General features: G+C 71.3%; 24 protein-coding genes. 12 read left to right on the forward strand and 12 right to left on the reverse strand.

Annotated elements, in window-relative coordinates; all coding sequences use genetic code 11:
* Positions 1-27 precede the first annotated feature (27 nt).
* Positions 28-849, forward strand: a complete 822-nt coding sequence (locus ELQ39_RS31455; protein WP_242595319.1) for a nucleotidyltransferase domain-containing protein — start codon at positions 28-30, stop codon at positions 847-849.
* 122 nt (positions 850-971) lie between these two features.
* Positions 972-1,445, forward strand: coding sequence for an SRPBCC family protein (locus tag ELQ39_RS31460; RefSeq protein ID WP_122213358.1), 474 nt, complete (start codon positions 972-974; stop codon positions 1,443-1,445).
* A 96-nt stretch (positions 1,446-1,541) separates the two neighbouring features.
* On the opposite strand, the gene ELQ39_RS31465 is transcribed toward ELQ39_RS31460, so the two are convergent.
* Entirely contained in the window at positions 1,542-2,033 is a 492-nt protein-coding gene (locus ELQ39_RS31465) for a hemerythrin domain-containing protein (RefSeq protein WP_190003366.1), read from the reverse strand.
* A gap of 243 nt (positions 2,034-2,276) precedes the next feature.
* The gene (locus tag ELQ39_RS31470) at positions 2,277-2,792 is read right to left on the reverse strand and encodes a GNAT family N-acetyltransferase (protein WP_225625329.1); all 516 of its coding nucleotides are present in this window, start codon (positions 2,790-2,792) and stop codon (positions 2,277-2,279) included.
* Positions 2,793-2,959: 167 nt separating this feature from the next.
* Between ELQ39_RS31470 and ELQ39_RS31475 the strand changes: the two genes are divergently transcribed.
* Positions 2,960-4,351 (forward strand): APC family permease, encoded by a 1,392-nt coding sequence (locus tag ELQ39_RS31475; protein ID WP_225625328.1) that lies wholly within the window; start codon positions 2,960-2,962, stop codon positions 4,349-4,351.
* 26 nt (positions 4,352-4,377) lie between these two features.
* Here the strand turns inward: ELQ39_RS31475 and ELQ39_RS31480 are convergent, their stop codons facing one another.
* Positions 4,378-4,887 (reverse strand): DinB family protein, encoded by a 510-nt coding sequence (locus tag ELQ39_RS31480; protein ID WP_242595321.1) that lies wholly within the window; start codon positions 4,885-4,887, stop codon positions 4,378-4,380.
* 158 nt (positions 4,888-5,045) lie between these two features.
* Between ELQ39_RS31480 and ELQ39_RS31485 the strand changes: the two genes are divergently transcribed.
* From ELQ39_RS31485 to ELQ39_RS31495, 3 genes are all read left to right on the forward strand, one after another.
* Positions 5,046-6,815 (forward strand): MOSC domain-containing protein, encoded by a 1,770-nt coding sequence (locus tag ELQ39_RS31485; protein WP_242595323.1) that lies wholly within the window; start codon positions 5,046-5,048, stop codon positions 6,813-6,815.
* A gap of 201 nt (positions 6,816-7,016) precedes the next feature.
* Positions 7,017-7,997: a sporulation protein gene (locus ELQ39_RS31490; RefSeq protein WP_242595325.1), complete on the forward strand. Its 981-nt coding sequence runs from the start codon at positions 7,017-7,019 to the stop codon at positions 7,995-7,997.
* A gap of 133 nt (positions 7,998-8,130) precedes the next feature.
* A complete protein-coding gene (locus tag ELQ39_RS31495; protein ID WP_242595327.1) occupies positions 8,131-8,586 on the forward strand; it encodes a tellurite resistance TerB family protein in 456 nt (151 codons plus the stop codon).
* A gap of 69 nt (positions 8,587-8,655) precedes the next feature.
* Here the strand turns inward: ELQ39_RS31495 and ELQ39_RS31500 are convergent, their stop codons facing one another.
* Together ELQ39_RS31500 and ELQ39_RS31505 are read right to left on the reverse strand one after the other, a co-directional pair.
* The gene (locus tag ELQ39_RS31500) at positions 8,656-9,597 is read right to left on the reverse strand and encodes a M56 family metallopeptidase (protein ID WP_242595329.1); all 942 of its coding nucleotides are present in this window, start codon (positions 9,595-9,597) and stop codon (positions 8,656-8,658) included.
* A gap of 6 nt (positions 9,598-9,603) precedes the next feature.
* The gene (locus ELQ39_RS31505) at positions 9,604-9,993 is read right to left on the reverse strand and encodes a BlaI/MecI/CopY family transcriptional regulator (RefSeq protein ID WP_242595331.1); all 390 of its coding nucleotides are present in this window, start codon (positions 9,991-9,993) and stop codon (positions 9,604-9,606) included.
* 213 nt (positions 9,994-10,206) lie between these two features.
* On the opposite strand from ELQ39_RS31505, the gene ELQ39_RS31510 reads away from it, so the two are divergent.
* Positions 10,207-10,782: a TerD family protein gene (locus tag ELQ39_RS31510; protein WP_242595333.1), complete on the forward strand. Its 576-nt coding sequence runs from the start codon at positions 10,207-10,209 to the stop codon at positions 10,780-10,782.
* 30 nt (positions 10,783-10,812) lie between these two features.
* On the forward strand, positions 10,813-11,052 hold the full coding sequence (locus tag ELQ39_RS31515) for a twin-arginine translocase TatA/TatE family subunit (RefSeq protein ID WP_242595334.1): 240 nt from the start codon (positions 10,813-10,815) through the stop codon (positions 11,050-11,052).
* A gap of 354 nt (positions 11,053-11,406) precedes the next feature.
* Here the strand turns inward: ELQ39_RS31515 and ELQ39_RS31520 are convergent, their stop codons facing one another.
* The 4 genes from ELQ39_RS31520 to ELQ39_RS31535 all read right to left on the reverse strand — a co-directional run bounded on the left by ELQ39_RS31520 (position 11,407) and on the right by ELQ39_RS31535 (position 15,235).
* Entirely contained in the window at positions 11,407-11,943 is a 537-nt protein-coding gene (locus tag ELQ39_RS31520) for a hypothetical protein (protein WP_242595335.1), read from the reverse strand.
* 17 nt (positions 11,944-11,960) lie between these two features.
* Complete coding sequence (locus ELQ39_RS31525) at positions 11,961-13,037, reverse strand: protein kinase family protein (RefSeq protein ID WP_242595336.1); 1,077 nt, start codon at positions 13,035-13,037, stop codon at positions 11,961-11,963.
* A gap of 84 nt (positions 13,038-13,121) precedes the next feature.
* Complete coding sequence (locus ELQ39_RS31530) at positions 13,122-14,150, reverse strand: S66 family peptidase (RefSeq protein ID WP_242595337.1); 1,029 nt, start codon at positions 14,148-14,150, stop codon at positions 13,122-13,124.
* Positions 14,151-14,251: 101 nt separating this feature from the next.
* The gene (locus ELQ39_RS31535; RefSeq protein ID WP_242595338.1) at positions 14,252-15,235 is read right to left on the reverse strand and encodes a helix-turn-helix transcriptional regulator; all 984 of its coding nucleotides are present in this window, start codon (positions 15,233-15,235) and stop codon (positions 14,252-14,254) included.
* Between the two features lie 159 nt (positions 15,236-15,394).
* Between ELQ39_RS31535 and ELQ39_RS31540 the strand changes: the two genes are divergently transcribed.
* Positions 15,395-15,790, forward strand: a complete 396-nt coding sequence (locus ELQ39_RS31540; RefSeq protein ID WP_242595339.1) for a RidA family protein — start codon at positions 15,395-15,397, stop codon at positions 15,788-15,790.
* 170 nt (positions 15,791-15,960) lie between these two features.
* On the opposite strand, the gene ELQ39_RS31545 is transcribed toward ELQ39_RS31540, so the two are convergent.
* On the reverse strand, positions 15,961-16,839 hold the full coding sequence (locus ELQ39_RS31545; protein ID WP_242595340.1) for an SGNH/GDSL hydrolase family protein: 879 nt from the start codon (positions 16,837-16,839) through the stop codon (positions 15,961-15,963).
* 268 nt (positions 16,840-17,107) lie between these two features.
* Between ELQ39_RS31545 and ELQ39_RS31550 the strand changes: the two genes are divergently transcribed.
* Both ELQ39_RS31550 and ELQ39_RS31555 read left to right on the forward strand, forming a co-directional pair.
* On the forward strand, positions 17,108-17,674 hold the full coding sequence (locus tag ELQ39_RS31550; protein WP_225625316.1) for a TetR/AcrR family transcriptional regulator: 567 nt from the start codon (positions 17,108-17,110) through the stop codon (positions 17,672-17,674).
* 324 nt (positions 17,675-17,998) lie between these two features.
* Entirely contained in the window at positions 17,999-18,478 is a 480-nt protein-coding gene (locus ELQ39_RS31555) for a GNAT family N-acetyltransferase (protein WP_242595341.1), read from the forward strand.
* Between the two features lie 39 nt (positions 18,479-18,517).
* Here ELQ39_RS31555 and ELQ39_RS31560 read toward each other — a convergent pair whose 3' ends face one another.
* Both ELQ39_RS31560 and ELQ39_RS31565 read right to left on the reverse strand, forming a co-directional pair.
* Positions 18,518-19,009, reverse strand: a complete 492-nt coding sequence (locus ELQ39_RS31560; RefSeq protein ID WP_242595342.1) for a GNAT family N-acetyltransferase — start codon at positions 19,007-19,009, stop codon at positions 18,518-18,520.
* A gap of 84 nt (positions 19,010-19,093) precedes the next feature.
* On the reverse strand, positions 19,094-19,504 hold the full coding sequence (locus ELQ39_RS31565) for a RidA family protein (RefSeq protein ID WP_190003382.1): 411 nt from the start codon (positions 19,502-19,504) through the stop codon (positions 19,094-19,096).
* Positions 19,505-19,769: 265 nt separating this feature from the next.
* Between ELQ39_RS31565 and ELQ39_RS31570 the strand changes: the two genes are divergently transcribed.
* Positions 19,770-20,291, forward strand: a complete 522-nt coding sequence (locus tag ELQ39_RS31570) for a winged helix-turn-helix transcriptional regulator (protein WP_242595344.1) — start codon at positions 19,770-19,772, stop codon at positions 20,289-20,291.
* The last annotated feature ends 7 nt before the right edge of the window (positions 20,292-20,298 follow it).

A 20,298-nucleotide genomic window follows, 5' to 3' on the forward strand; every position in this document is an offset into this window, starting at 1 on the left:
CGCGTCCCGTTCGGCACACTCGACCCGATGGACGAGATCACCCGCATCGCGCACCTCCTGCACCAGGTCGACGGAGTCGTCGCGGTCGCCCTCGGCGGCAGCCGCGCCCGTGGCACGCACCGCCCCGACTCGGACGTCGATCTGGGCCTGTACTACCGGGGGCCGCTCGACACCGCGGCCCTGCGGCGTCTGGCCGCCGAGCTGTCCGGACCCACGGCGGAGGTGACCGAACCGGGCGGCTGGGGCCCCTGGGTGAACGGCGGCGCCTGGCTGACCGTCGGCAAAACCCCCGTCGACTGGATCTACCGTGACCTGGACCGTGTCCGCCGCGTCTGGCAGCAGTGCAGGGACGGACACGTCGAGGCCGGCCTCCAGCCCGGCCACCCCTACGGCTTCTCCTCCCACACGTACGCCGGTGAGGTGGCCCTCGCCCGCGTACTCACCGACCCCACCGGCGAACTGACCGCCTTGCGGGACGAGATCCGCTCCGGGTATCCCCGCCCACTGCGCGACGCCCTGGTGGGACAGGCACGTTGGGAGGCGCCGTTCACACTGTCCGTCGCCCGCAAGGGCGTTGCGCGGGGCGACGCGTTCCATGTCGCCGGCTGTCTCTGTCGCGCGGTCGGCCTTCTCGTGCACGCCCTGCACGCCGACGCCGGCACCTGGGTGCTCAACGAGAAGGACGCGGTCCGCTCCGCAGGCGTCCTGCCCGCCGCCCCCGCCGGCTTCACCGCCCGCGCCCAGTCCCTGTTCGGCACGCTCGACGCGTCCCCGGACCGTCTCACGGCCGCGCTCGACGACGCCGACCGGCTGACCGCCGACGTGATCGACGCGCTTCCCGCGGATTGAGTCCGACGGCAACTCGGATCTTTCAGGTGCGGTCTGCCGGGTACCCGCCGCTGAGACGACCCGTACAGGAGGCCGACGTGCCCGGTACGCCGGCCCTTCGCGCAGAGAACCAAGGAGGATGCATGAGCACGGTCAAGGAAACGGTCGACGTGAACGTCCCCGTCCGCCGGGCCTACGACCAGTGGACGCAGTTCGAGGAGTTCCCGCGCTTCATGGAGGGCGTCGAGGAGGTGACGCAGCTCGACGACCGGCACAACCACTGGACCACCAAAATCGCGGGTGTGAAGCGCGAGTTCGACACCGAGATCGTGGACCAGCTCGTCGACGACCGGGTCACCTGGCGGACCGTCGGGGGCGAGACGCAGCAGCGCGGGTCGGTGCGGTTCGAGCCGCTGGACGACACGCACACCCGCGTGGAACTCACCATGGACGTCGAGCCGACCGGCATGGCCGAGAAGGGCGCGGACGCCCTCGGCGTCATCGACCGCCGGGTCAAGGGGGACCTGCACCGCTTCAAGGAGTACGTCGAGAACGGCGGCAGCGGGGGCGGCTGGCACGGCCGTATCCGGCCGGAGGACCCGGCCGCCGGCCACTGACACGGGACCCGGGACGCACGAAGGCCGGCCCTCCCCGCGGACGCGGGAGGGCCGGCCTTTCGGGTGGCCCACGGCCGGACGCGTGCCGGACGTGCGTCAGGACTCGACGATCCTGCGGACGTTCTCCACCGAACCGCAGCCGGACTTCAGCTGCCGCTCCCGCTCCTCCCAGAACGCCTTGCCCAGCTCCTCACGCCGGTCCATGGCGACGTTCTCCCGGGCGCCGTTGAGGATCGTGCGCTCCTCCTCGTCGGCGTGGTGCGTGACGGCCTCGACGAGCTCCTCCAGCTTCTCGTCCCACTCGTCGCCGCCGATCTCCTCGACCTCCAGCAGCGCCAGCAGGGCCTGGTTGCCCTCGTCGTGCTCCTCCTCGCCGTGCTCGACCTCGTCGTCCTCGATGTTCTTGTACCGCTTCAGCGCCGGGTAGACCTCGGACTCCTCGGCCAGGGCGTGCGCGATCAGCAGGTCCGAGAACTCGCGCAGCGCGGCGCCCCGGTCGTCCTCGACACTGCGCATCCGGCGGAACAGATCCTCCATGCGCCGGTGGTCCTGGAGGATGAGCTCGACGACGTCGGATGTCTCGGGCATGGGACTGCACTCCTTACGTTGAGCGGACTGGGCGCCTACCGAATGCCCCGTCCCGCCGGTCTGAGTACTCCTGATTTCCCGTAGCACCCTTCCGGGCCCACCGGCCGTCCACGGGTGGACGTACCGGTGACGTCGCGGACGTCTGCGGGCGGCTGCCGGACCCCCCGGACGACCGCGCCGCCGTCGCCCGGGGAACCGGCCACCGGCGTCCCGGCCGTCCGACCTGGGCCGTCCGGCGGCCGGTCAGGCCGGCGTGAGGTCGGTGCGCGGATCGATCGCCCAGTGGTTGCCGCGCAGGACCCGGCCCGCGAACGTCACCTCACGCTCGGCGACGAAGCGGAAGCCGAGGGAGCGGCAGATGCCGTTGGAGGCGCCGTTGCCCGTGGCGGGGAACGCGTGCACGACGCCCCAGCGGTCCTCGTCACGGGCCCGTTCGAGCAGGGCTCGTGTCGCGCGCTTGCCCAGGCCACGACCCTGGAACTCCGGCAGGACCATCCAGCCGATCTCCGAGACAGGCCCCTCCCCGGAGTCATGGGGCCAGAGGGTCACCGTGCCGGCGACCACGTCGGGGGCGGCCGGGTCGGGCACGATCATCTTGATCCACGCGACGTCGGCGGCCGCGTCCCGGGCGTCCCGGCGCACCTTGTCCGCCATGCCCTCCCGCGGCAGCGGCCCGCCCAGGTCGGCCATCATCACCGGGTCGCACCGCATACGAACGTACGCGTCCACGTCGTCCGGCACGACATCCCTCAGATGCACGGCGCCCTCCCCGCTCGGCCTGAGCGTGACCCTACCGGCCGGTGGGGCGTCCGGTGGCCCCGGCACCCTGGCGCGGAGCCGCGTCCCGCGGCTGGTGTGACGCGGCCCATCCCCGCCCCGCCACAGGGGCGAGCGTGTTTTCGCCGGGACGGGGGACACGGTGCGGTATGGCAAGACGAGTGGGTCACGAGGCAGGGACGCGGGCGCGGGGCACGGCACAGGAGCCGACGGCCCTCAAGCGCGCGCTGACGACGCCGCTGCTGTACTTCTTCATCCTGGGCGACGTGCTCGGCGCCGGTGTGTACGTCCTGGTCGGACAGGTCGCCGCCGACGCCGGGGGAGCGGTGTGGGTACCGCTCGTCGTCGCGCTGCTGCTGGCGCTGCTGACCGCCGCCTCGTACGCCGAGCTGGCGACGAAGTACCCGCGGGCCGGCGGCGCCTCCCACTACGCGACGCGCGCCTTCGGGCCGTTCGCCGGCTTCGTCGCGGGCTTCTGCATGCTCGCCGCCGGCATCGTCTCCGTGGCGGCCCTCGCCCGCGGCTTCGGCGGCGACTACCTGTCGGCCTTCGTGACCCTGCCGGTGGGGCTCGTCGCCGTGGTGTTCCTGGGCCTGCTGGCGCTGGTCAACGCGCGCGGCATCAAGGAGTCCACCCGCGCCAACGTCGTCGCCACCGTCGTCGAGGTGGGCGGCCTGGCCGTCGTCGTCGTGCTCGGCGCGTGGCTGCTGCTGCGCGGAGACGGCGACCCCGGACGCCTGACCGATCTCGGCACGCCGGAGAAGGGCGCGGCGGCCGCCGTGCTCAGCGGCTCCGTCCTGGCGTACTACTCCTTCGTCGGGTTCGAGACCTCGGTGAACGTCGCCGAGGAGACCCGGAACCCGCGCCGCTCCTACCCGCGCGCCCTGTTCGGGGCGCTCGCCACCGCCGGCGCCGTGTACGTGCTGGTCGGCCTGGCCGCGTCCGCCGCCGTGCCGACCGCGCAGCTGGCCGGATCCAGCGGGCCGCTGCTGGAGGTGGTGAAGGAGGCGGGCGGTGTGCCGCCCGAGCTGTTCAGCGCCATCGCGCTCGTCGCCGTGGCGAACGGCGCCCTGCTCACCGGCATCATGTCCTCCCGCCTCGCCTACGGCATGGCGAAGGACGGGCTCCTGCCCGGCACACTGACGAAGGTGCTGCCCGGCCGCCGCACCCCGTGGGCCGCCATCGCGGTCACCACCGGGCTGGCGATGCTCCTCGCCCTCACCGGCAGCGTCGCCACCCTGGCGTCCACCCTGGTCCTGCTGCTCCTCATCGTCTTCCTCATGGTCAACACCGCGGTCCTGGTGCTGCGCCGCGACCCGGGGGAGACCGACCACTTCCGCACTCCGGTCGTCCTGCCGGTGCTGGGCATCGCGTCGTGCGTCCTGCTCGCCACGCAGATCGAGGCCGCGGTGTGGCTGCGCGGCCTGGCGATCGTGGCGGTCGGCGCGGTGCTGGCCGCGATCGGCGCGGCGCGGCGCTCGCGAAGGACGGACGAGGGTACGGGGAAGCGCGCGGGCGTGGACGCGTCACAGCCCGGCTGACCAGGGCCCCGGGACGCGCCCGGCCTTCAGGCGCCCACGGTCCCGTCGACGCCCTCGCGCAGGAAGTCGGCGTGGCCGTTGTGGCGGGCGTACTCCAGCAGGACGTGCAGCATGACCATCCGCAGCGACACGTCCTCGCCCCACCTCGGCTGGTGCCCGGCCCGGTCGAGGGAGGACGCCTCCCGCTCGATCCGGCGCGAGTTCTCCACCTCCGCCTCCCACGCCGTGAAGGCCTCCCGCCTGCTCGAGGCGTCGGCGTCGTACGCGGCCTGGAAGTCGACCGTGTCCGACCAGACCATGGGCGCCTCGTTGTCCTGGAACACCCGGCGGAACCAGGCGCGTTCCACCTCGGCCATGTGCCGCACGAGCCCGAGCAGCGACAGCGTGGACGGCGGCATCGACCGCTGCCGCAGCTCCTCGTCGCTCAGCCCCTCGCACTTCATGGCCAGCGTCGCGCGGTGGTAGTCGAGGCAGGCGCGCAGCATTTCGCGCTCGCTGCCGAACAGGGGCGGTCCGACCCGGCTGTCGCTCGTCACGGCGATGGGCTCCTTCTCGTCGACGGGCGTACGAGTATGCCGCCACACGGCGTACGCCCGTACCGCCGGCCCGATAGCGGGCGGACCGCGCCCGCCTCGTTGATCCCGGCATGAGGGCCTAGCCTTTTCCGTAGCGACCGCTGCGGAGAGGTGCGGTGATGGCGCGGCTGTTGTCGGTGAACGTCGGCCTGCCCCGGGATGTGCCCTGGCGGGGCGAGACGGTGCACACCGGGGTCTTCAAGAGCCCGGTGTCCGGCCCGCGCCGCGTCCGGCGCCTCAACATCGAGGGCGACGGGCAGGGGGACCTGCGCGGTCATGGCGGTGAGATGCGGGCCGTGCTGGTCTACCAGGCCGACTCCTACCGCCACTGGGCCGCACACCTCGGACGGGACGACCTCGTCCACGGCAACTTCGGCGAGAACTTCACCGTCGACGGGCTCGCCGACGACGAGGTGTGCGTGGGGGACCGCTACCGGATCGGCACGGCGGTCTTCGAGGTCACCCAGCCGCGGGTGACCTGCTACCGCGTGGGCATGCGCCTGGGCGAGCCCCGCCTGCCCGCCCTGCTGGTCTCGCACGGCCGTCCCGGCTTCTATCTGCGGGTGGTCGACGAGGGCGAGGTGGAAGCGGGCCAGGAGATCGTCAAGGTCGCCGACGGGCCGGAACGCATGACCGTCGCGGAGATCGACGCCCTGCTCTACCGTCCGCCCCACCCCGCCGACCGTCTCGAACGGGCGCTGCGGGTGGACGCCCTCAGCCCGGGCTGGCAGGCGTCGTTCCGCGCCCTGCTCGACCAGGCGCGCGGCGGCGGGGCCGCCGGCAATGCGGGACTCAGCCCGGTGTCGGTCACCCGTCCGGCGTGGGACGGCTTCCGGCCCCTGCGTGTCGAACGCGTCGTCGACGAGACGCCGGACGTCCGTTCCCTCTGGCTCACCGCTCCCGACGGGACACCGCTGCCCGCCGCGCGCCCGGGCCAGTACCTCACCGTGCGGACCCGGCAGCCGGACGACACACCGGGGACGGTGCGGTCCTACTCCCTGTCCGGTCCGCCCGGCGCCCCCGGCTACCGGATCAGCGTGAAACGGGAGGAGCACGGGCGGGCCAGCACGTGGCTGCACACCGGCGTGCGGGCCGGCGACGACCTCCAGGCGGCGGCTCCCCGGGGTGCGTTCGTCCTGCAGGACCTGCGGGAGGACACCCGTCCGGTGGTGCTCGTCTCCGCCGGGGTCGGCGTCACCCCGCTCCTCGCCATGCTGTACGCCCTCGCCGACGACGCCGACGTCCCGCGGCGTCGGGTCTGGTGGCTGCACGCGACGCGGAACGCGCGTACCCACGCCTTCGACAGCGAGGTCCGCGGGCTGCTGTCCCGGCTCCCCGACGCCCGGCTCCGCGTGTTCTACAGCAGGCCCGGGCCCGGGGACCCCCGCCACGCCGGGACCACATCCGGCCGGCTGACCGCCGACGCCGTGGCGGAACTCGGTCTTCCCCGTGACGTTCAGGCGTACGTGTGCGGACCGGACCACTTCATGCGGAGCGTCACCGAAGCCCTGCAGCACCACGGCATCGACCCCCTCCACATCCACACGGAGATTTTCGGGGCCACCCCCGGCTCCACACCGGGCATCGCGGCCAGGGCGCGCCCCCGTCCGCATTCCCTGCCGTTCTCGGGCCCGGGCCCCCGGGTCGAGTTCGCGCGCAGTCAGGTGAGCGCGACGTGGAACGGCGACCACGACAGCCTCCTCGAGCTGGCCGAGGCCTGCGACGTGCCGACCAGGTGGTCCTGCCGCACGGGGGTGTGCCGCACCTGCGAGACGGCGCTGATGTCCGGCGCGGTCGACTACACCACGGAGCCGGTGGAGCAGCCCCCGCCGAGCTCGGCCCTCATCTGCTGCTCGCGGCCCGACGGGGACGTCATCCTCGACCTCTGAGACGCGTCGTCGGCCCGGTGCCCCGCGGCCGCGCCGCCGCCCGCGCTGCGGAGAACCCGTTTTCGGCCGTTTCCGGCGAGCCCACCCCCGATCACTCCGTTCACGGGCCGACCGCGCCCTATGCTTCTACGCGTCTGTAGAACATGTCGTCGGGCGACGGGCCTGACGCACGCACGTACGCACAAAGGAGTGGACGCCGTCATGGTGTTCAAACGACTGCTCGGATCCCTCGGCGTGGGCGGCCCCACGGTCGACACGGTCCTCGACCCGGGTGCCGCCCGGCCCGGTGGCGCTCTGACCGGCCAGGTCCATCTCGAGGGCGGGCAGGCCGACTTCGACATCGAGCACATCACTCTGGAGCTGGTGGCCCGGGTCGAGGCCGAGCACGCCGAGGGGGAGAGCGAGGGTGTCGTCACCTTCGAACGGTTCACCGTCGGCGGCGGTTTCCGCCTCGCCGCGGGGCAGCGGCAGAGCGTCCCCTTCACGGTGACGCTGCCGTGGGAGACGCCGGTCACCGAACTGCACGGCCAGCACCTCGGCATCGTCCTCGGTGTGCGCACCGAACTCGCGGTGGCCGGCGCCCGGGACAAGGGCGACCTGGACCAGTTGAGCGTCGCCCCGCTTCCCGTCCAGGAGGCGATCCTCGAGGCGTTCGGGCAACTCGGCTTCGGCTTCAGGTCGGCGGACCTCGAATACGGCCACATCGCCGGCACCGGCCAGCGACTGCCCTTCTACCAGGAGATCGAGCTCACCCCGGCACCCCGCTACGCCCACCAGGTCAACGAGATCGAGGTGACCTTCCTGGCGAACCCGGGCGGCGTCGAGGTGGTCCTGGAGGCCGACAAGCACGGCGGCCTCTTCTCCGTCGGCCACGACGCGCTGACCCGCTTCACCGTCGGCCACGACGACTCCCCTGACTGGAACGCCGAAGTGGACGCGTGGGTCCGCCAGTTGACCGAACGGCACGGTGGTGCTCACGGTCACGGCGGCCCGTACGCCGTGCACGACCACCACGGTCACCACGACCACGGCGGCCACCACCGGAGCGGCCCCGGTATGGGTACCGCCGTCGCGGCGGGTGCCGCGGGCCTTGCCGTCGGTGTCGCCGGCGGCCTGATCGCGGCCGAAGTCGTCGACGAGGTCGGCGACTTCTTCGAAGGGGACGAGGAGGACGAGGGCTGATCGGGGCCTGATCGAGGCCCACGGGATCGAGTGATCCGCCCCCTGCTGATAACTTCTACAGTAGTGTAGAAATATCGGGAGCCCGGACGACCCCCTTCCGTCCGGGCTCCCGCCCGACACGTACGGAGCTTCCATGGCCCTGTGGGACCGCCTCAAGGAGTCCGCATCGTCGATGCAGACCCAGCTCATGGCGAAGAAGAACGACCTGAAGAGCGGCGCCTTCCGGGACGCGAGCATGGCGATGTGCGCGCTCGTCGCCGCCGCCGACGGCACCGTCGACCCGTCGGAGCGCCGGCGGGTCGCCCAGCTCATCGCCACCAACGACGTGCTGCAGAACTTCCCCGCCGACGACCTGCGCCGCCGCTTCGAGGACAACCTGAACAAGCTCACCACCGACTTCGCCTTCGGCAAGGTGAGCGTCATCCAGGAGATCGCCAAGGCGAAGAAGAGGCCCGCGGAGGCGCGGGCCGTGATCCAGATCGGCATCGTCATCGGTGGCGCCGACGGCGACTTCGACAAGGACGAGCAGGCCGTGGTCCGCGAGGCGTGCTACGCGCTGGACCTGCCGCCCCACGAGTTCGACCTCTGACCGACCGTGACGCGCGGAGGGCCGGCACCGTCACGGTGCCGGCCCTCCGCGTATGTCACACGCGCACCGTCACAACGGCGTCGCCGCGTGCAGGATGAGCACCATCGTCACCGCGGAGTTCGCGGACGACATGGCCGACACGACGGCCCCCGTGGCCGCACCCCACGCCGCGACACCCACCGACGTGAACAGCGACGGCCACGTACGCACCGCCGGCGCGGGCCCGAGCAGCGCGGCCACCCGGCGCGGCACCGGGCCCGCCGCGGCCAGACCCGCCAGACCGGCCGGCGTGGCGGCCGGGGCTCGCGACACCAGCGCCGCCTTGCCGATCGCACGCGCCACCGTACGGCGGCTGCCGACCGTCTGAGCCGCGTCCTCGTCCGCCCACCGCTCCGTCGTGTACGACACCGCCGTACGCAGCGGACGCAGGAACGGATTGGCCTGTGCGGCCAGCCGGACCGCGAGCAGGAAGCGGTGGTGACGGGCGGACAGGTGTGCCCGTTCATGGGCGAACAGCGCACGCCGTTCGGCCGGTTCCAGACACTCCAGCAGCCCCGTCGTGACCACCACACGGTCCCGCCGGCCGCCGCCCGGCAGCGCGTACGCGTACGGCGCTCCGTCCGGCAGGACGGCCACCTCCGTGTCCCGCAGCCCCGCCAGCGCCCGATGGGCCCGCCGGCGCACCCGCACATGCCGCCACCACGTCCGGCCGCACACCACCAGCACGGCGAACAGCGCCGGGATCGCCGCCTTGCCCGCCACCTCGTCGTACGGCACCGCCGCCCGCACCTCCGGGTCCGACCAGCCGTCGGGCAGCGGATTGCCGGGCAGCTGGGCCGTGCCCACCACCATCACCAGGGCGAGGCAGAGCGTGCTGCACGCCGCCATCACCGCGGCCACCCCGGTCAGCAGCCGCGTCGCGGTGCGCGGATGCAGATGCTGCTCGGCCAGGCGCGCGATCGGCCACGCCGTCAGCGGCAGCACCAGCGGCAGGAAGACGAAGACGCCCATGAGGCTTCAGTCTTCCCCGTCGTGCCGCGCGGGACGCAGCAGCTCCCGCAGCAGCCGCTCGTCGTCCGGCCCGAGGCCGGTCACGAAGCTGGCCAGCACGGCCTCACGGTCGCTCTCGGAGTCCAGCACCTTGCGCATCCGCCGGGCGGCCAGCCCCGCCTGGTCCAGCGCGCACGTCCAGGCGAACGACCGCCCGGCCCGCTCCCGCGTGACGGCGCCCTTGGCCAGCAGCCGGGTCAGGATGGTGATCACGGTCGTGTACGCGAGGTCGCCGCCCAGGCGCTCCTGCACCCAGCCGGCGGTCGCCGGGCCGTCGGCCTCCCGCAGCGCCGACAGGACCAGAGCCTCCAGCTCACCCTGCCCCCGCCGCCGGGGACGCTGCCGCTGCTCGCCCACGTCCTGTCTCCCTCCAGCCGCCGTGCGTTCGCCGCGCGGACATCGTATAGACGCCCGCGGTCCGACCGGCCGTGCGCCCCGCGCGAGCGCGCCGGCGCCGTGGTCCGGAACGTACGGTCCCATGCCCTGCCGCATGATCTCTACAGTGATGTAGATTCGTAGCTCCGGACCCGAGCCGCGGGCCCGACCGCACCCGCCGAGAAGGAGCACACCGTGGGAGTTTCCCTGTCCAAGGGCGGCAACGTCTCGCTCAGCAAGGAGGCGCCGGGTCTGACCGCCGTCCTGGTCGGCCTCGGCTGGGACGTCCGTACGACCACCGGCACCGACTACGACCTCGACGCGTCCGCCCTGCTCCTCGACGCCTCCGGCAAGGTGTTGTCGGACCAGCACTTCGTCTTCTACAACAACCTGCGCAGCCCCGGCGGTTCGGTGGAGCACACCGGCGACAACCTCACCGGTGAGGGCGAGGGCGACGACGAGAGCGTGAAGGTGAACCTCGCGGCCGTGCCCGCCGAGGTCGACCGGATCGTGTTCCCCGTCTCGATCCACGACGCGGAGAACCGGGGCCAGAGCTTCGGGCAGGTCCGCAACGCCTTCATCCGGATCGTCAACCAGAACGGCGGCGCGGAGATCGCCCGCTACGACCTTTCCGAGGACGCGTCCACCGAGACCGCGATGGTCTTCGGCGAGCTGTACCGTCACGGCGCCGAATGGAAGTTCCGCGCCGTCGGACAGGGTTACGCTTCCGGCTTGGCCGGGATCGCGGCCGATTTCGGCGTGAACGTCTGACCCGGAGAGACAGAGGGAGAGCGGAAGACCATGTTCGGACTGAGCGAACTGGCCATCATCCTCATCGTCGTCATCGCGATCGTGCTGGCCAGGAAGGGCCCGGAACTGGCGCGCAACGCGGGCAAGTCCGCCCGCATCCTCAAGGCCGAGGCGCGCGCCATGAAGGAAGCGGAGGAACAGCGGGCGACGGATTCGCCTCCGCGGGTCATCCCGGGCGAGACGATTCCGAACCGCGCGGAGCACCCGCCGACGGACGGTACGCGCGCGTAGCCCGCGTGGAGGGACGGCTGCCGGGACCCACCAGAGGGCGATCAGCCCGGCAGCCGTCGCCCCGAACCCGCAGCCGCCGACGCAGAACGCCCGCAGGCGCTGCACCGACCGCTCAGCAGCTCACGCTGGTGGAAGCGGGGACGTCTTCGCGGCGGGCGGACGGGACTGGGAAGCACCGGGGGTGTGGCTGAACAGGGTTCGTGTGCAACGCAGGTACCGCGTGAGCGTCCCGCGATTCACGTACCGCTTCACCACGGCACCATGGATTCCGTCCGAGGACGACGACGGCTTCGCCTTCATCGCCCGTTCCACCTGCTCACGCGTCCTCCCCGGCACGCGATTGCCGACTGCTCCTCAAGGCCACAGGTCGAGTACGGCGTCCAAGGCCATGTGCCACATCGGATCCGCGCCGGTCCCGAAGGCGGCGGCGAGTGCGTAGCCCACGGCCGCGTCATACGGCTCCGCAGAAGAAGCAGCACGGCCCTCACCGCTCTCCCACTCGACCGACACCTTCCCGTCGCCGGTCGAGGTGCAGACGCCGAGCCGCCGCTTGTCCCGTAGCAGGCGGCTGGTGTCGTCGGAGTTCGGCACCAGCACATATCGACATTCCCGGGTCGCCGAGACGACCTCAACCCGATACGACCTGCGGGACAGGAACCCCTTCGCGGGCCGGAGCGTTTCCTCGACGCCGTCGACGAGCAGGGTGAGCCGGTCGGGATCGCGCGTGCCGATCGGCACATGCGTCTCCACCTCGGTGTCCGGGCTGCGGCGGATCTCGACCGTCGGCAGTCCGCCACCGCTCACGCGCAGCGTGCCGCCCTCATGGTCGAGTTCGACCTCCACCGCGCCGAACAGTGGATCCTCGACGGGCGCGTGCACGGTCGAATCCACGGAATCCCCTTGGCTCCTCACTGATCACACTCCTCAAGTGCCCGCCGGACCGCAGCGAACGGGAAAGGCACTGTCCGGCTCTCCGTCCGGAACCGTTGACCGAAATCCCCCATCACATCCGCGACCGGCGCGTACCGCGCGACGACATCGGCGATCACAGCCGGCATCTGCCCTGGCCGGACCCCTGCCGCCCACGCCCGCACGAACGCTCTGCGTTCCTCCGGCTCGTGTCCGAGCAGCGCCACGGTCAGCCAGTTCACGAGATGCGTGACGGCGTAGCACCGGTCGTACATGCGGTGGCGCTCGAAGAAGCCGACTTCATCCTCGGCCAGGTCGAAGCGGGACGAGAATGCCAGCCCGAAGTCGGTGAAGAAGAGCCGGCGGCCGTCGGTGAGGATGTTCTCGAAGTGCGCGTCGAAATGCAGAACGCCGTTGGCGTTCATGAACGCGATGCCCGCTCTCAGCTCGTCGTCCACCATGACGCAGGCCCGCTCGGCGGCCCGCCCGTCGGCGCCCATCCGCTCACCGAGCCAGTCGTGCAGGTTTTGGGGGATGTATTCCATGAACAGGAGCAGACTCTCCGAGGACCGCTGCAGCGCCTCGATGCGGTGCCGCACTTCAGACCCGCCGCCCCAGTACGCGACGGCCCGTGCCACATCGGCCAGTTCCTCGGGGAGCGGCCGGCCGATGTCCGGCAGCACCCGCCAGTGGTGCAACATCGGGAAGCCCTCGTACTGCCCCGAGATCACCCAGTTCGTCGTCATGTGGTGTACAGCCAACTCCCGCCATGCACCGAAGCCCGGGCCGCCGATCGCGCCGACCCCGTAGTGACAGAAGAGCGGCAGCTCGAAAAGGTTCCGCGTGGAGTGCAGATTCTCGGGCCGCCGCTCCAGATCGGTCAGGCGTACCTGCTTGACGAAGACCGGCGTCCCGTCGATGTCCAGCAGCCTCCGCTCTCCGCCGATGCCGGACCCCAACGGCCGTCCGGCGTCCACGAGTTCGCGCAACCTGCGGTTACTGCACAGGGCCAGCGAGGTGGAAACCGCACCGTGGGCGGCCAGGCGGGTACCGCGGGACAGGCCACCGTACTCCACGCATGCCTCCCGATCATGGAGAGCGAAACGGTGCACCACGGTACCGTCCCCCCGAGCGGCCGAGGCGCGCTGCCGGGCGCCCCGTCACCGCAGCGTCTGGGTCAGCTCACTCCGTCCCGCCGCGTGCACCACACGCCCGTACGCGCCGTTGACGATCGGCATGTACGGCGGCACGTGCCCGCATTCGACGTCGGCGATGATCGGCACGTTCAGGGAGCCGAGGGCGTCGAGGACCGCCTCGTGCTGGGTGAGGGACGGGCTGTCCGGAGCGAGGGTCCGGCCGACGAGGATCGCGTTCGCACCCTCGAAGAACCCGGCGAGCCTCATGCCGTGCAGATTGCGGCAGACGGTGAAGGCGTCGCTGTCGCACACCTCCACGTACACGAGCAGCCCGTCGGGCGCCATGTCGCGGGCGAATGCCGGCATGTCGAGATAGGGCGTCCCCGCGACATTGCACAGCACCTCGACGCAGCCGCCGATCAGTCTCCCCTCGGCCTCCACGTCCCCCACGCCGTCCAGCCGTGTCCAGCCGCCCTCCGCGTCCAGCGTGTACTCCCGTACGTCGGGGTACGCGGCGAAGTCGTCGAAGCCGACGGTCCGGTGGCGTCCGGGCGGCGTCTGCGTGAAGGACCGGCCCGGCGGCGCGGCCACGATGTCGAACCACGACAGCAGCCCCTCGGACACGCGGTACGGCGTATCCATGAGGTTGTTGCCGTGGAGTGTCGCCGTGCCGGTGAGCAGCGTGAGCGGGGTCATGAGGGTCGACATGTCGGAGTACCCGACGACCCAGGTCGGCTCCGCCTCACGCAGCCGGTCCCAGTCGAGCAGCGGGATCAGGTCGATCGCGGTCTCCCCGCCCCACGGCGGCACGACCGCCTTGACAGTGGGGTCGGTCAGCATCGCCATGAGTTCGCTCGCACGGTCGGCGGCCGGGGCGCTGACGTGTCCGGACCCGTCCATGCACTTCCCGACGACGACCTCGTACCCGCGTGCGCGGATGTCACGGACGGCCACCTCCAGGCGCGCGCGTAGCGCCTCCGGGACTCCGCTCGACGGCGAGGTCACACCGACACGGTCACCGGGACGCAGGGGAGCCGGATAGCGCACAGTCATGCGGCGATCTTGGCACGGCGCCGTGCCGAAACGACAGCGAGTTCTCAGCGTCAGGCCGACGCACCCCGGTGACCCGAGCGGTCTGGACGGTCCCTGTCCAACTACCCGCTCTTTCCCGGCTGTCCGTACAACACCGCCACCCGCCTCGCCCGCTCACCCAGCCTCTCCCGCAACCACTCCGGCTCCAGCACCTCCGCACCGGGCGCGTGCTCCCACAGCGCCCACTCCGCATGCCGTGCGTCCTGGAAGACGACCGTCATCCGCAGCCGGCCATCCGCGTCCGCCCCCTCGTCCCTCACCGCCAGGGCCGTGGCGGCCAGTCGCACCCGACGCCCCGGATCCACCCGCACCAGCACTTCCGTGGTGTCACCGCCCGTACGGAACCGCACCTCGCGCTCCCGCCAGGCGCGGCCCAGGTCGACGGAGTCGGATCGCCGTGCCGGTTCGTCGAGTTGCTCGGCCGCCAGCAGCCGGGACAGCCGGTACGTACGGTCCTCCGACCCCCGCCGGGCCAGCAGATAGCCCTGGTCCTTGACGGTGACCAGGCCGATCGGGTCCACGGTGCGCCACTTCGGGGGCTGGTTCACCGCCGCGTAGTGGATGCGCAGCCGGTGCCCGCCGAACACAGCCCGCCGCACCTGTGCCGTCACCGCGTCGGGCACTTCCTCCGGGGCCACCGGACGAGCCAGCAGATCCGTCTCCGGGTCCACCAGCAGTCGCTGCGCCGCGCCCGCGGCGGTCTCCCGCAGCCCTTCGGGCAACGCGTCGACCACCTTCAGCACCGCCGAGGCGAGCGCCGATCCAAGCCCGAACAACTGCGCCCCGCGCCGCGATCCGGCGACGAGAAGGGCGAGCGCCTCGTCGTGCGTCAGTCCGGTGAGCGCCGTCCGGAAGTCGGGCAGCAGCGCGAACCCGCCGTGCCGGCCGCGCTCGGCGTAGACCGGGACGCCCGCCGCGGACAGCGCCTCCATGTCCCGCAGCACGGTCCGGGTGGACACCTCCAGCTCGCGGGCGAGTGCCTCCGCGGTCATCCGGCCTCGTTGACGCAGCAGGAGCACGAGGGACACCAGACGGTCGGCGCGCATGGAAAGACCCTAACGAAATACGTGACCGGAGATGTCACGTTTTCCTGCGAGGGTTCACCGCACGACGTCGGAGCAGGTCGGACCGGCCCGGTCGGTCACCGACGTACGGATCAGGAACCAACGACAGCCCAGACGCTGACGGATGGAGCAGATGCGGTGATGGAACGCAACGCGGTCAACCCGGTGTCATGGTCGGTGGAGATGGGCTTCAACCAGGGAGAGGTCGTCTCCGGGCACTCCCGCACCCTCTTCATCTCCGGCCAGACCGCGATGAGCAAGGACGGCAAGCCCGAACACGACGGCGACATGGCGGCCCAACTGGCGCTCAGCGTCGACAACATGGAGGCGGTGCTCGCAGAGGCGGGCATGTCGCTGGCGAACCTCGTCCGGCTGAACGTCTACACGACCGACGTCGACCTGCTGTTCCAGCACTACGGCGTGCTGGCGGGCCGTCTCGGCGCGGCCGGCGTCACGCCGACCACCACGATGCTCGGCGTGACCCGCCTCGCCGTCCCCGGCCAGATGGTGGAACTCGAAGGCACGGCGGTCGCGTAGCGAGCGCCCTGAAGGACCGCGGCGGCGGACGGACCGAACTCCGTCCGCCCGGCGTGTCCGGCACCGAGCTCCTGCGCAACTCGTCCGCCGCGTTCCGCCTGCCCATCACCTGGCTCACACCGCTGATCACCCAGAAGGCGGCGATGGGAGCCCTGCGTCGCGCATGGGCGTCACTTCAGCCCGAGAACCTTCATCGTGTGCTCGGCCATCCGTCGTTCCCCCAGGGCGTTCGGGTGGACGGGCACGAGGCTCGTGCCGAACAGCAGCGGTTCGATCCAGCGGGTGCCGAGCGGCGTGCACGCGTCGTGGCCGTCGGAGACCTCGGCGAAGTCGACGAAGGTCGCGCCCGTCTCCCTGCTGGCGCGCTCGACCGCCGCGTTCAGGTGGGTCTGCACGTCGCGCAGGTACGGCACGTCACCCGAGGCGATCGGCAGCTTCAGGTAGCAGGACGGGTCGGCCTCCTCCGGGGTGATCCAGGGGTAACCCAGCACCGCCACCCGGGCGTTGGGCGCCTTGGCGCGCACTGCCTCCAGGGCGTTCTTCAGGGCCGGGTAGGTGCTGTTCCTGATCTCGTCGGCGAAGGCCGAACCGTACTTGTCCTTGCACGGGCTGCCCTTGCCCCCGGTCAGCAGACCCGCGCTGCCACAGGACGTGATGGCGTTGATGAAGGTGCCGTTGTCGTTGCCGCCGATCGTCAGCGTGACCAGATCCGTGTCGGCGCCGAGAGCGTTCACCTGAGGCGGGACGCCCAGGTACTGCGACGAGGTGAAGTCCTTCGTCTGGGCCGCGCCACAGGTGACGTCCTTGAGGCGGGCGCCTGTCCGGTCCGCGATCACGTGGGGGTAGTTCGCGGTGGACCGCAGGCACAGCAGGTTACTCGTGTCCACGGGCAGGACGCCGGAGCCCGCGCTGTAGCTGTCGCCGAGGGCGACGTACTGCAGCGGGTCGGACGCCTGGGCCGTGCCGCCGGCCGTGAGGCTCAGAGTGAGCGCACCGGCGAGCGCACATGATGTGGCCATGACATTTCGACGCGAGACATGCTTCTGCATGTGATCCCTTTCCGGAGGGGAGGGCGGGGCTGCGGGTGCGGCGGACGGCAGGACGTGCCGACGGAGAGGACGGGGCGGTCAAGGGTGGGGAAGAGTGCCTGGCCGAGCGGTTACCGACTGGTTCTACCGTGAAGTAATGTGCAGCCGCGCCGGGCCGGAGTCAACATTGTTGACCGAACTTCTCGAAACACGCACGCAATCTGTGTCCGGCTCCTCCGAACGTGTGAACGCGCAGTCGCGAAGCCAATGGCCGCCTATCCTGACCGGCATGCTGCAGACCGGCTCCAGCGTGTCGACCCGCGAGTCCATCCACTCGGCCGCCGCCCGGCTCTTCCGGAGCAGGGGCTACTCACGGACCACCGTCCGCCAGATCGCCGCCGAGGCCGGCACGGATCCCGCCCTGGTGATCCGTCACTTCAAGAGCAAGGAACTGCTGTTCCTGGAGACGATGCACCTGACGCTCGACGACGAACCGCTGCTCGACGTGCCCCTGGAGCGCCTGGGCGAGCGCCTCGCCGAACTCCTCCTCGACCTCGGCGGCTCCGCACGCGGCGTCTTCCTCGCGCTGGTTCACGGCAGCAACGAACCGCACATCCACGACCGGCTCAGGGATACGCACGAGCATCTCTTCGTCGAGCCCCTGCGCCGCCGGCTCACCGGTCCCGACGCCGACGTCCGTGCGCGCATGGCGGCCGCCGTGGCGGGAGGTCTCCTCTACGCCCTGTGGGTGGCCGGGGACCAGGGACTGCTCCGCATGGACCGCACGGAGCTGGTGTCGCGGTACGGCACCCTTCTCCAGGACGTGCTGACTCCCCGGGCCCCCAGGACCTCATGAGCGGAGTCCCCTGGAGCCGCCCGCGTCAGCGTGCTGCCCTCCACACCCTCCCGGCCGCCGACCCGACCGCCTCGCGGATCCGCGGACGCGGACCGGAGCGGCATCGGTGACTCCCGGCATGGCCCGCACCGTCGAGGTCGCTCACCGTGCCGGGCCGGCCGTTGACGGTCGGCGGCCGGCCCACCATCGTCGGCAGCGCGCCGGGCACATCGAGGTCCATGGTCGACCGCCTGCCCGGGCGGTGATCGAGTCGATGTACGCGTAGGGGCGCCGGGGGAGTGGGGGAGAGAACTCGGGTGCGGCCGGCGCTGCCGGTCTGGGAGCATGCGGGCCGTGGAGATCAACGACATCGTCATTCGCCGTGCGGCGGGTTCCGACGCGGCGGCGGTGGCCGAGGTGTGGCTGCGTTCCTTCACGGCGGCGCTCCCTGGCGTGCGCCGGGCGCACACGGACGACGAGGTGCGGGCCTGGATCCGTGAGGTGGTCGTGCCCGGCCGGGAGACGTGGGTGGCGACGGTGGACGACTCGGTCGTCGCGATGATGGTGCGGGAAGGAAACGACCTGGACCAGCTCTACATCGACCCGGCGTGGCAGGGCAGGGGGATCGGCGGACGCCTCGTGGACGTGGCGAAGGAGCGCAGTCCGTCGGGGCTGACCTTGTGGACGTTCCAGGTCAACGAGGTGGCGCGTCGCTTCTACGAGCGACACGGTTTCGTGCCGGAGGAGTCGACCGACGGTCTGGGCAACGAGGAGCGGGAGCCGGACGTCCGATACGTGTGGCGCCCTGACCGGCCAGGGCGCTGACGTCGGGCCCACCAAGCACGCCAGTCCTCGTCGCGGCCCTCAACGAGTGGCTGTGACCTCCGGGTGTTCGGCGGCACCCCGACCGGCGATGGTGAAGCGCAGCTCAGGACGCTCCCACGAGATCTTCGGCGGCGAGGGGGCAACAGTTCCCACGCGCTCAGCACCCAGGCGCAGATAGAACCTCTCGGCCGGAGGATGGGCGACGACCCGCACCTCCGTCAGGCCGGCCTCCCCGGCCTGACGGATCATGTGCTCGATGAGCAGACGGCCGACACCCACTCCCTGGACGTCATCCGACACGAACGCCAGGTCCAGTTCAGGAGGGTCCAACACCAAGGCGTAGAAGCCCAACAGGTGATCCGCCGCGTCAATGGCGACGAAGACCCGGTGCCGGGCGACGTAGCCGGCGGTGACCTGGTAGCCGGAGATGATCGAGGCGTACTCGCCCCGATACGCGCCGGACGCCTGGATCAACGCAGTGAGGTGCTCCGCGTCCTGAGCAACGGCGCGCCTGATCGTTATGGACTGCATCTGCCGCAGTATATGAGCGAACCCGCCCAGTGACCATTACATGGCGACCCGTGATCCGCTTTCGGTACATGCCCGAGCTGTGTTTTACCGGGGGAGGGCGGCAGTCAGGTCGACCTCGACGAGTTGCCCGGAGAAACCGAGTTGGGCGACGCCGAGCAGTGTGCTCGCGGTGGTGAACGCCGGTCCGATGACCGATGAGGTCAGGCGTCGCCAGGCGGCGCCCAGAACCGGTCCGTCGTCGCTGACCACGTAGATGACGGAGCGGACGACGTGTTCCGGCCCGGCGCCCACGGTGGTCAGTGCGGTGAGGGCGTTGGCCGCCACCTGGTCGATCTGGGCGTCGAGATCACCGGGCCCCACGAGCTCCCCGGCCGCGTCGAGTGGGCACTGTCCCGCCAGATGGGCGGTCCGCCCCGCCTCGACGACGGTGATGTGGTGGTAACCCGGGGTCGCGTGGAGCTGAGGCGGATTGACGCGCGTGATCTGACCGGTCATAGGCGCGAGTGTGTCGCCAAAACCGACCTGGGCGCATCACATTTTCGTGTCCTCGTACACCACACCAGCCTTGTCGACGGACTCCCTGCTGCCCACCCTGCACGGCTACCTCGTGGCCTTCGCCGTCGCCGCCGGAATCGCCCTCGTCGCCGGCGCCTTGGCGGAGCAGTTGAACGCGTTCCACTCTGACCGGTGCCGAGCGTCACACCCCCTGACTTCATTTTCTGTCGCCAAGCCCTGGATTCATTTTTCGAAGTCTGCTTCCATGGGGCTCATGGACGCCATGTCGCTGCCGGCCAACCGCCACTGCCCCATAGCTCGGACCCTTGAGGTGCTGGGGCAGAAGTGGAACCTCCTGCTGCTCCGCGAGGCCTTCCTCGGCCGCACCCGTTTCGCGGAGTTCCAGCGCATCGGCATCCCCAACGCGACCCTGGGCCAGCGCCTGAACGACCTCGTTGGCGCGGGCCTCCTGGAGCGCGTGACGTATCGGGAGGAGGGCGAGCGCAGCCGTGAGGAGTACGTCCTCACGGACGCCGGCCGCGACGTCCTGCCGATCCTCGCCGCACTCAGCGAGTGGGGGGACCGGCACCGCCCGCAGGAGACGGGTCGGGGAGTCGTCTGCACGGCCGACGGGGAGCGCCCCGTGCACCTCGAATTCCGTGACCCGGACGGCGAGCCGGTCGACCGGGACGCCGTCACGATCAGCCGAGGCCCGGTGTACCACGCCGCCCTCGCCGCTGCCGGCCGGTCGCCCGACGGTGACCTCGGCGCGGACCCACCCAGTTAGGAACTCA

This window comes from Streptomyces sp. GB4-14, from assembly GCF_022696125.1.
Classification (GTDB): Bacteria; Actinomycetota; Actinomycetes; order Streptomycetales; family Streptomycetaceae; genus Streptomyces; species Streptomyces werraensis.

Bases quoted from the DNA above. Each gene is read 5' to 3' on its own strand.
- ELQ39_RS31560 (WP_242595342.1), bottom strand. From the start codon at position 19,009: ATGCAGTCCATAACGATCAGGCGCGCCGTTGCTCAGGACGCGGAGCAC.
- ELQ39_RS31530 (WP_242595337.1), bottom strand. From the start codon at position 14,150: ATGACTGTGCGCTATCCGGCTCCCCTGCGTCCCGGTGACCGTGTCGGT.
- ELQ39_RS31455 (WP_242595319.1), top strand. From the start codon at position 28: ATGGACGAGATCACCCGCATCGCGCACCTCCTGCACCAGGTCGACGGA.
- ELQ39_RS31570 (WP_242595344.1), top strand. From the start codon at position 19,770: ATGGGGCTCATGGACGCCATGTCGCTGCCGGCCAACCGCCACTGCCCC.
- ELQ39_RS31495 (WP_242595327.1), top strand. From the start codon at position 8,131: ATGGCCCTGTGGGACCGCCTCAAGGAGTCCGCATCGTCGATGCAGACC.
- ELQ39_RS31550 (WP_225625316.1), top strand. From the start codon at position 17,108: ATGCTGCAGACCGGCTCCAGCGTGTCGACCCGCGAGTCCATCCACTCG.
- ELQ39_RS31465 (WP_190003366.1), bottom strand. From the start codon at position 2,033: ATGCCCGAGACATCCGACGTCGTCGAGCTCATCCTCCAGGACCACCGG.
- ELQ39_RS31540 (WP_242595339.1), top strand. From the start codon at position 15,395: ATGGAACGCAACGCGGTCAACCCGGTGTCATGGTCGGTGGAGATGGGC.
- ELQ39_RS31460 (WP_122213358.1), top strand. From the start codon at position 972: ATGAGCACGGTCAAGGAAACGGTCGACGTGAACGTCCCCGTCCGCCGG.
- ELQ39_RS31555 (WP_242595341.1), top strand. From the start codon at position 17,999: ATGCGGGCCGTGGAGATCAACGACATCGTCATTCGCCGTGCGGCGGGT.
- ELQ39_RS31500 (WP_242595329.1), bottom strand. From the start codon at position 9,597: ATGGGCGTCTTCGTCTTCCTGCCGCTGGTGCTGCCGCTGACGGCGTGG.
- ELQ39_RS31515 (WP_242595334.1), top strand. From the start codon at position 10,813: ATGTTCGGACTGAGCGAACTGGCCATCATCCTCATCGTCGTCATCGCG.
- ELQ39_RS31565 (WP_190003382.1), bottom strand. From the start codon at position 19,504: ATGACCGGTCAGATCACGCGCGTCAATCCGCCTCAGCTCCACGCGACC.
- ELQ39_RS31535 (WP_242595338.1), bottom strand. From the start codon at position 15,235: ATGCGCGCCGACCGTCTGGTGTCCCTCGTGCTCCTGCTGCGTCAACGA.
- ELQ39_RS31475 (WP_225625328.1), top strand. From the start codon at position 2,960: ATGGCAAGACGAGTGGGTCACGAGGCAGGGACGCGGGCGCGGGGCACG.
- ELQ39_RS31485 (WP_242595323.1), top strand. From the start codon at position 5,046: ATGGCGCGGCTGTTGTCGGTGAACGTCGGCCTGCCCCGGGATGTGCCC.
- ELQ39_RS31490 (WP_242595325.1), top strand. From the start codon at position 7,017: ATGGTGTTCAAACGACTGCTCGGATCCCTCGGCGTGGGCGGCCCCACG.
- ELQ39_RS31545 (WP_242595340.1), bottom strand. From the start codon at position 16,839: ATGCAGAAGCATGTCTCGCGTCGAAATGTCATGGCCACATCATGTGCG.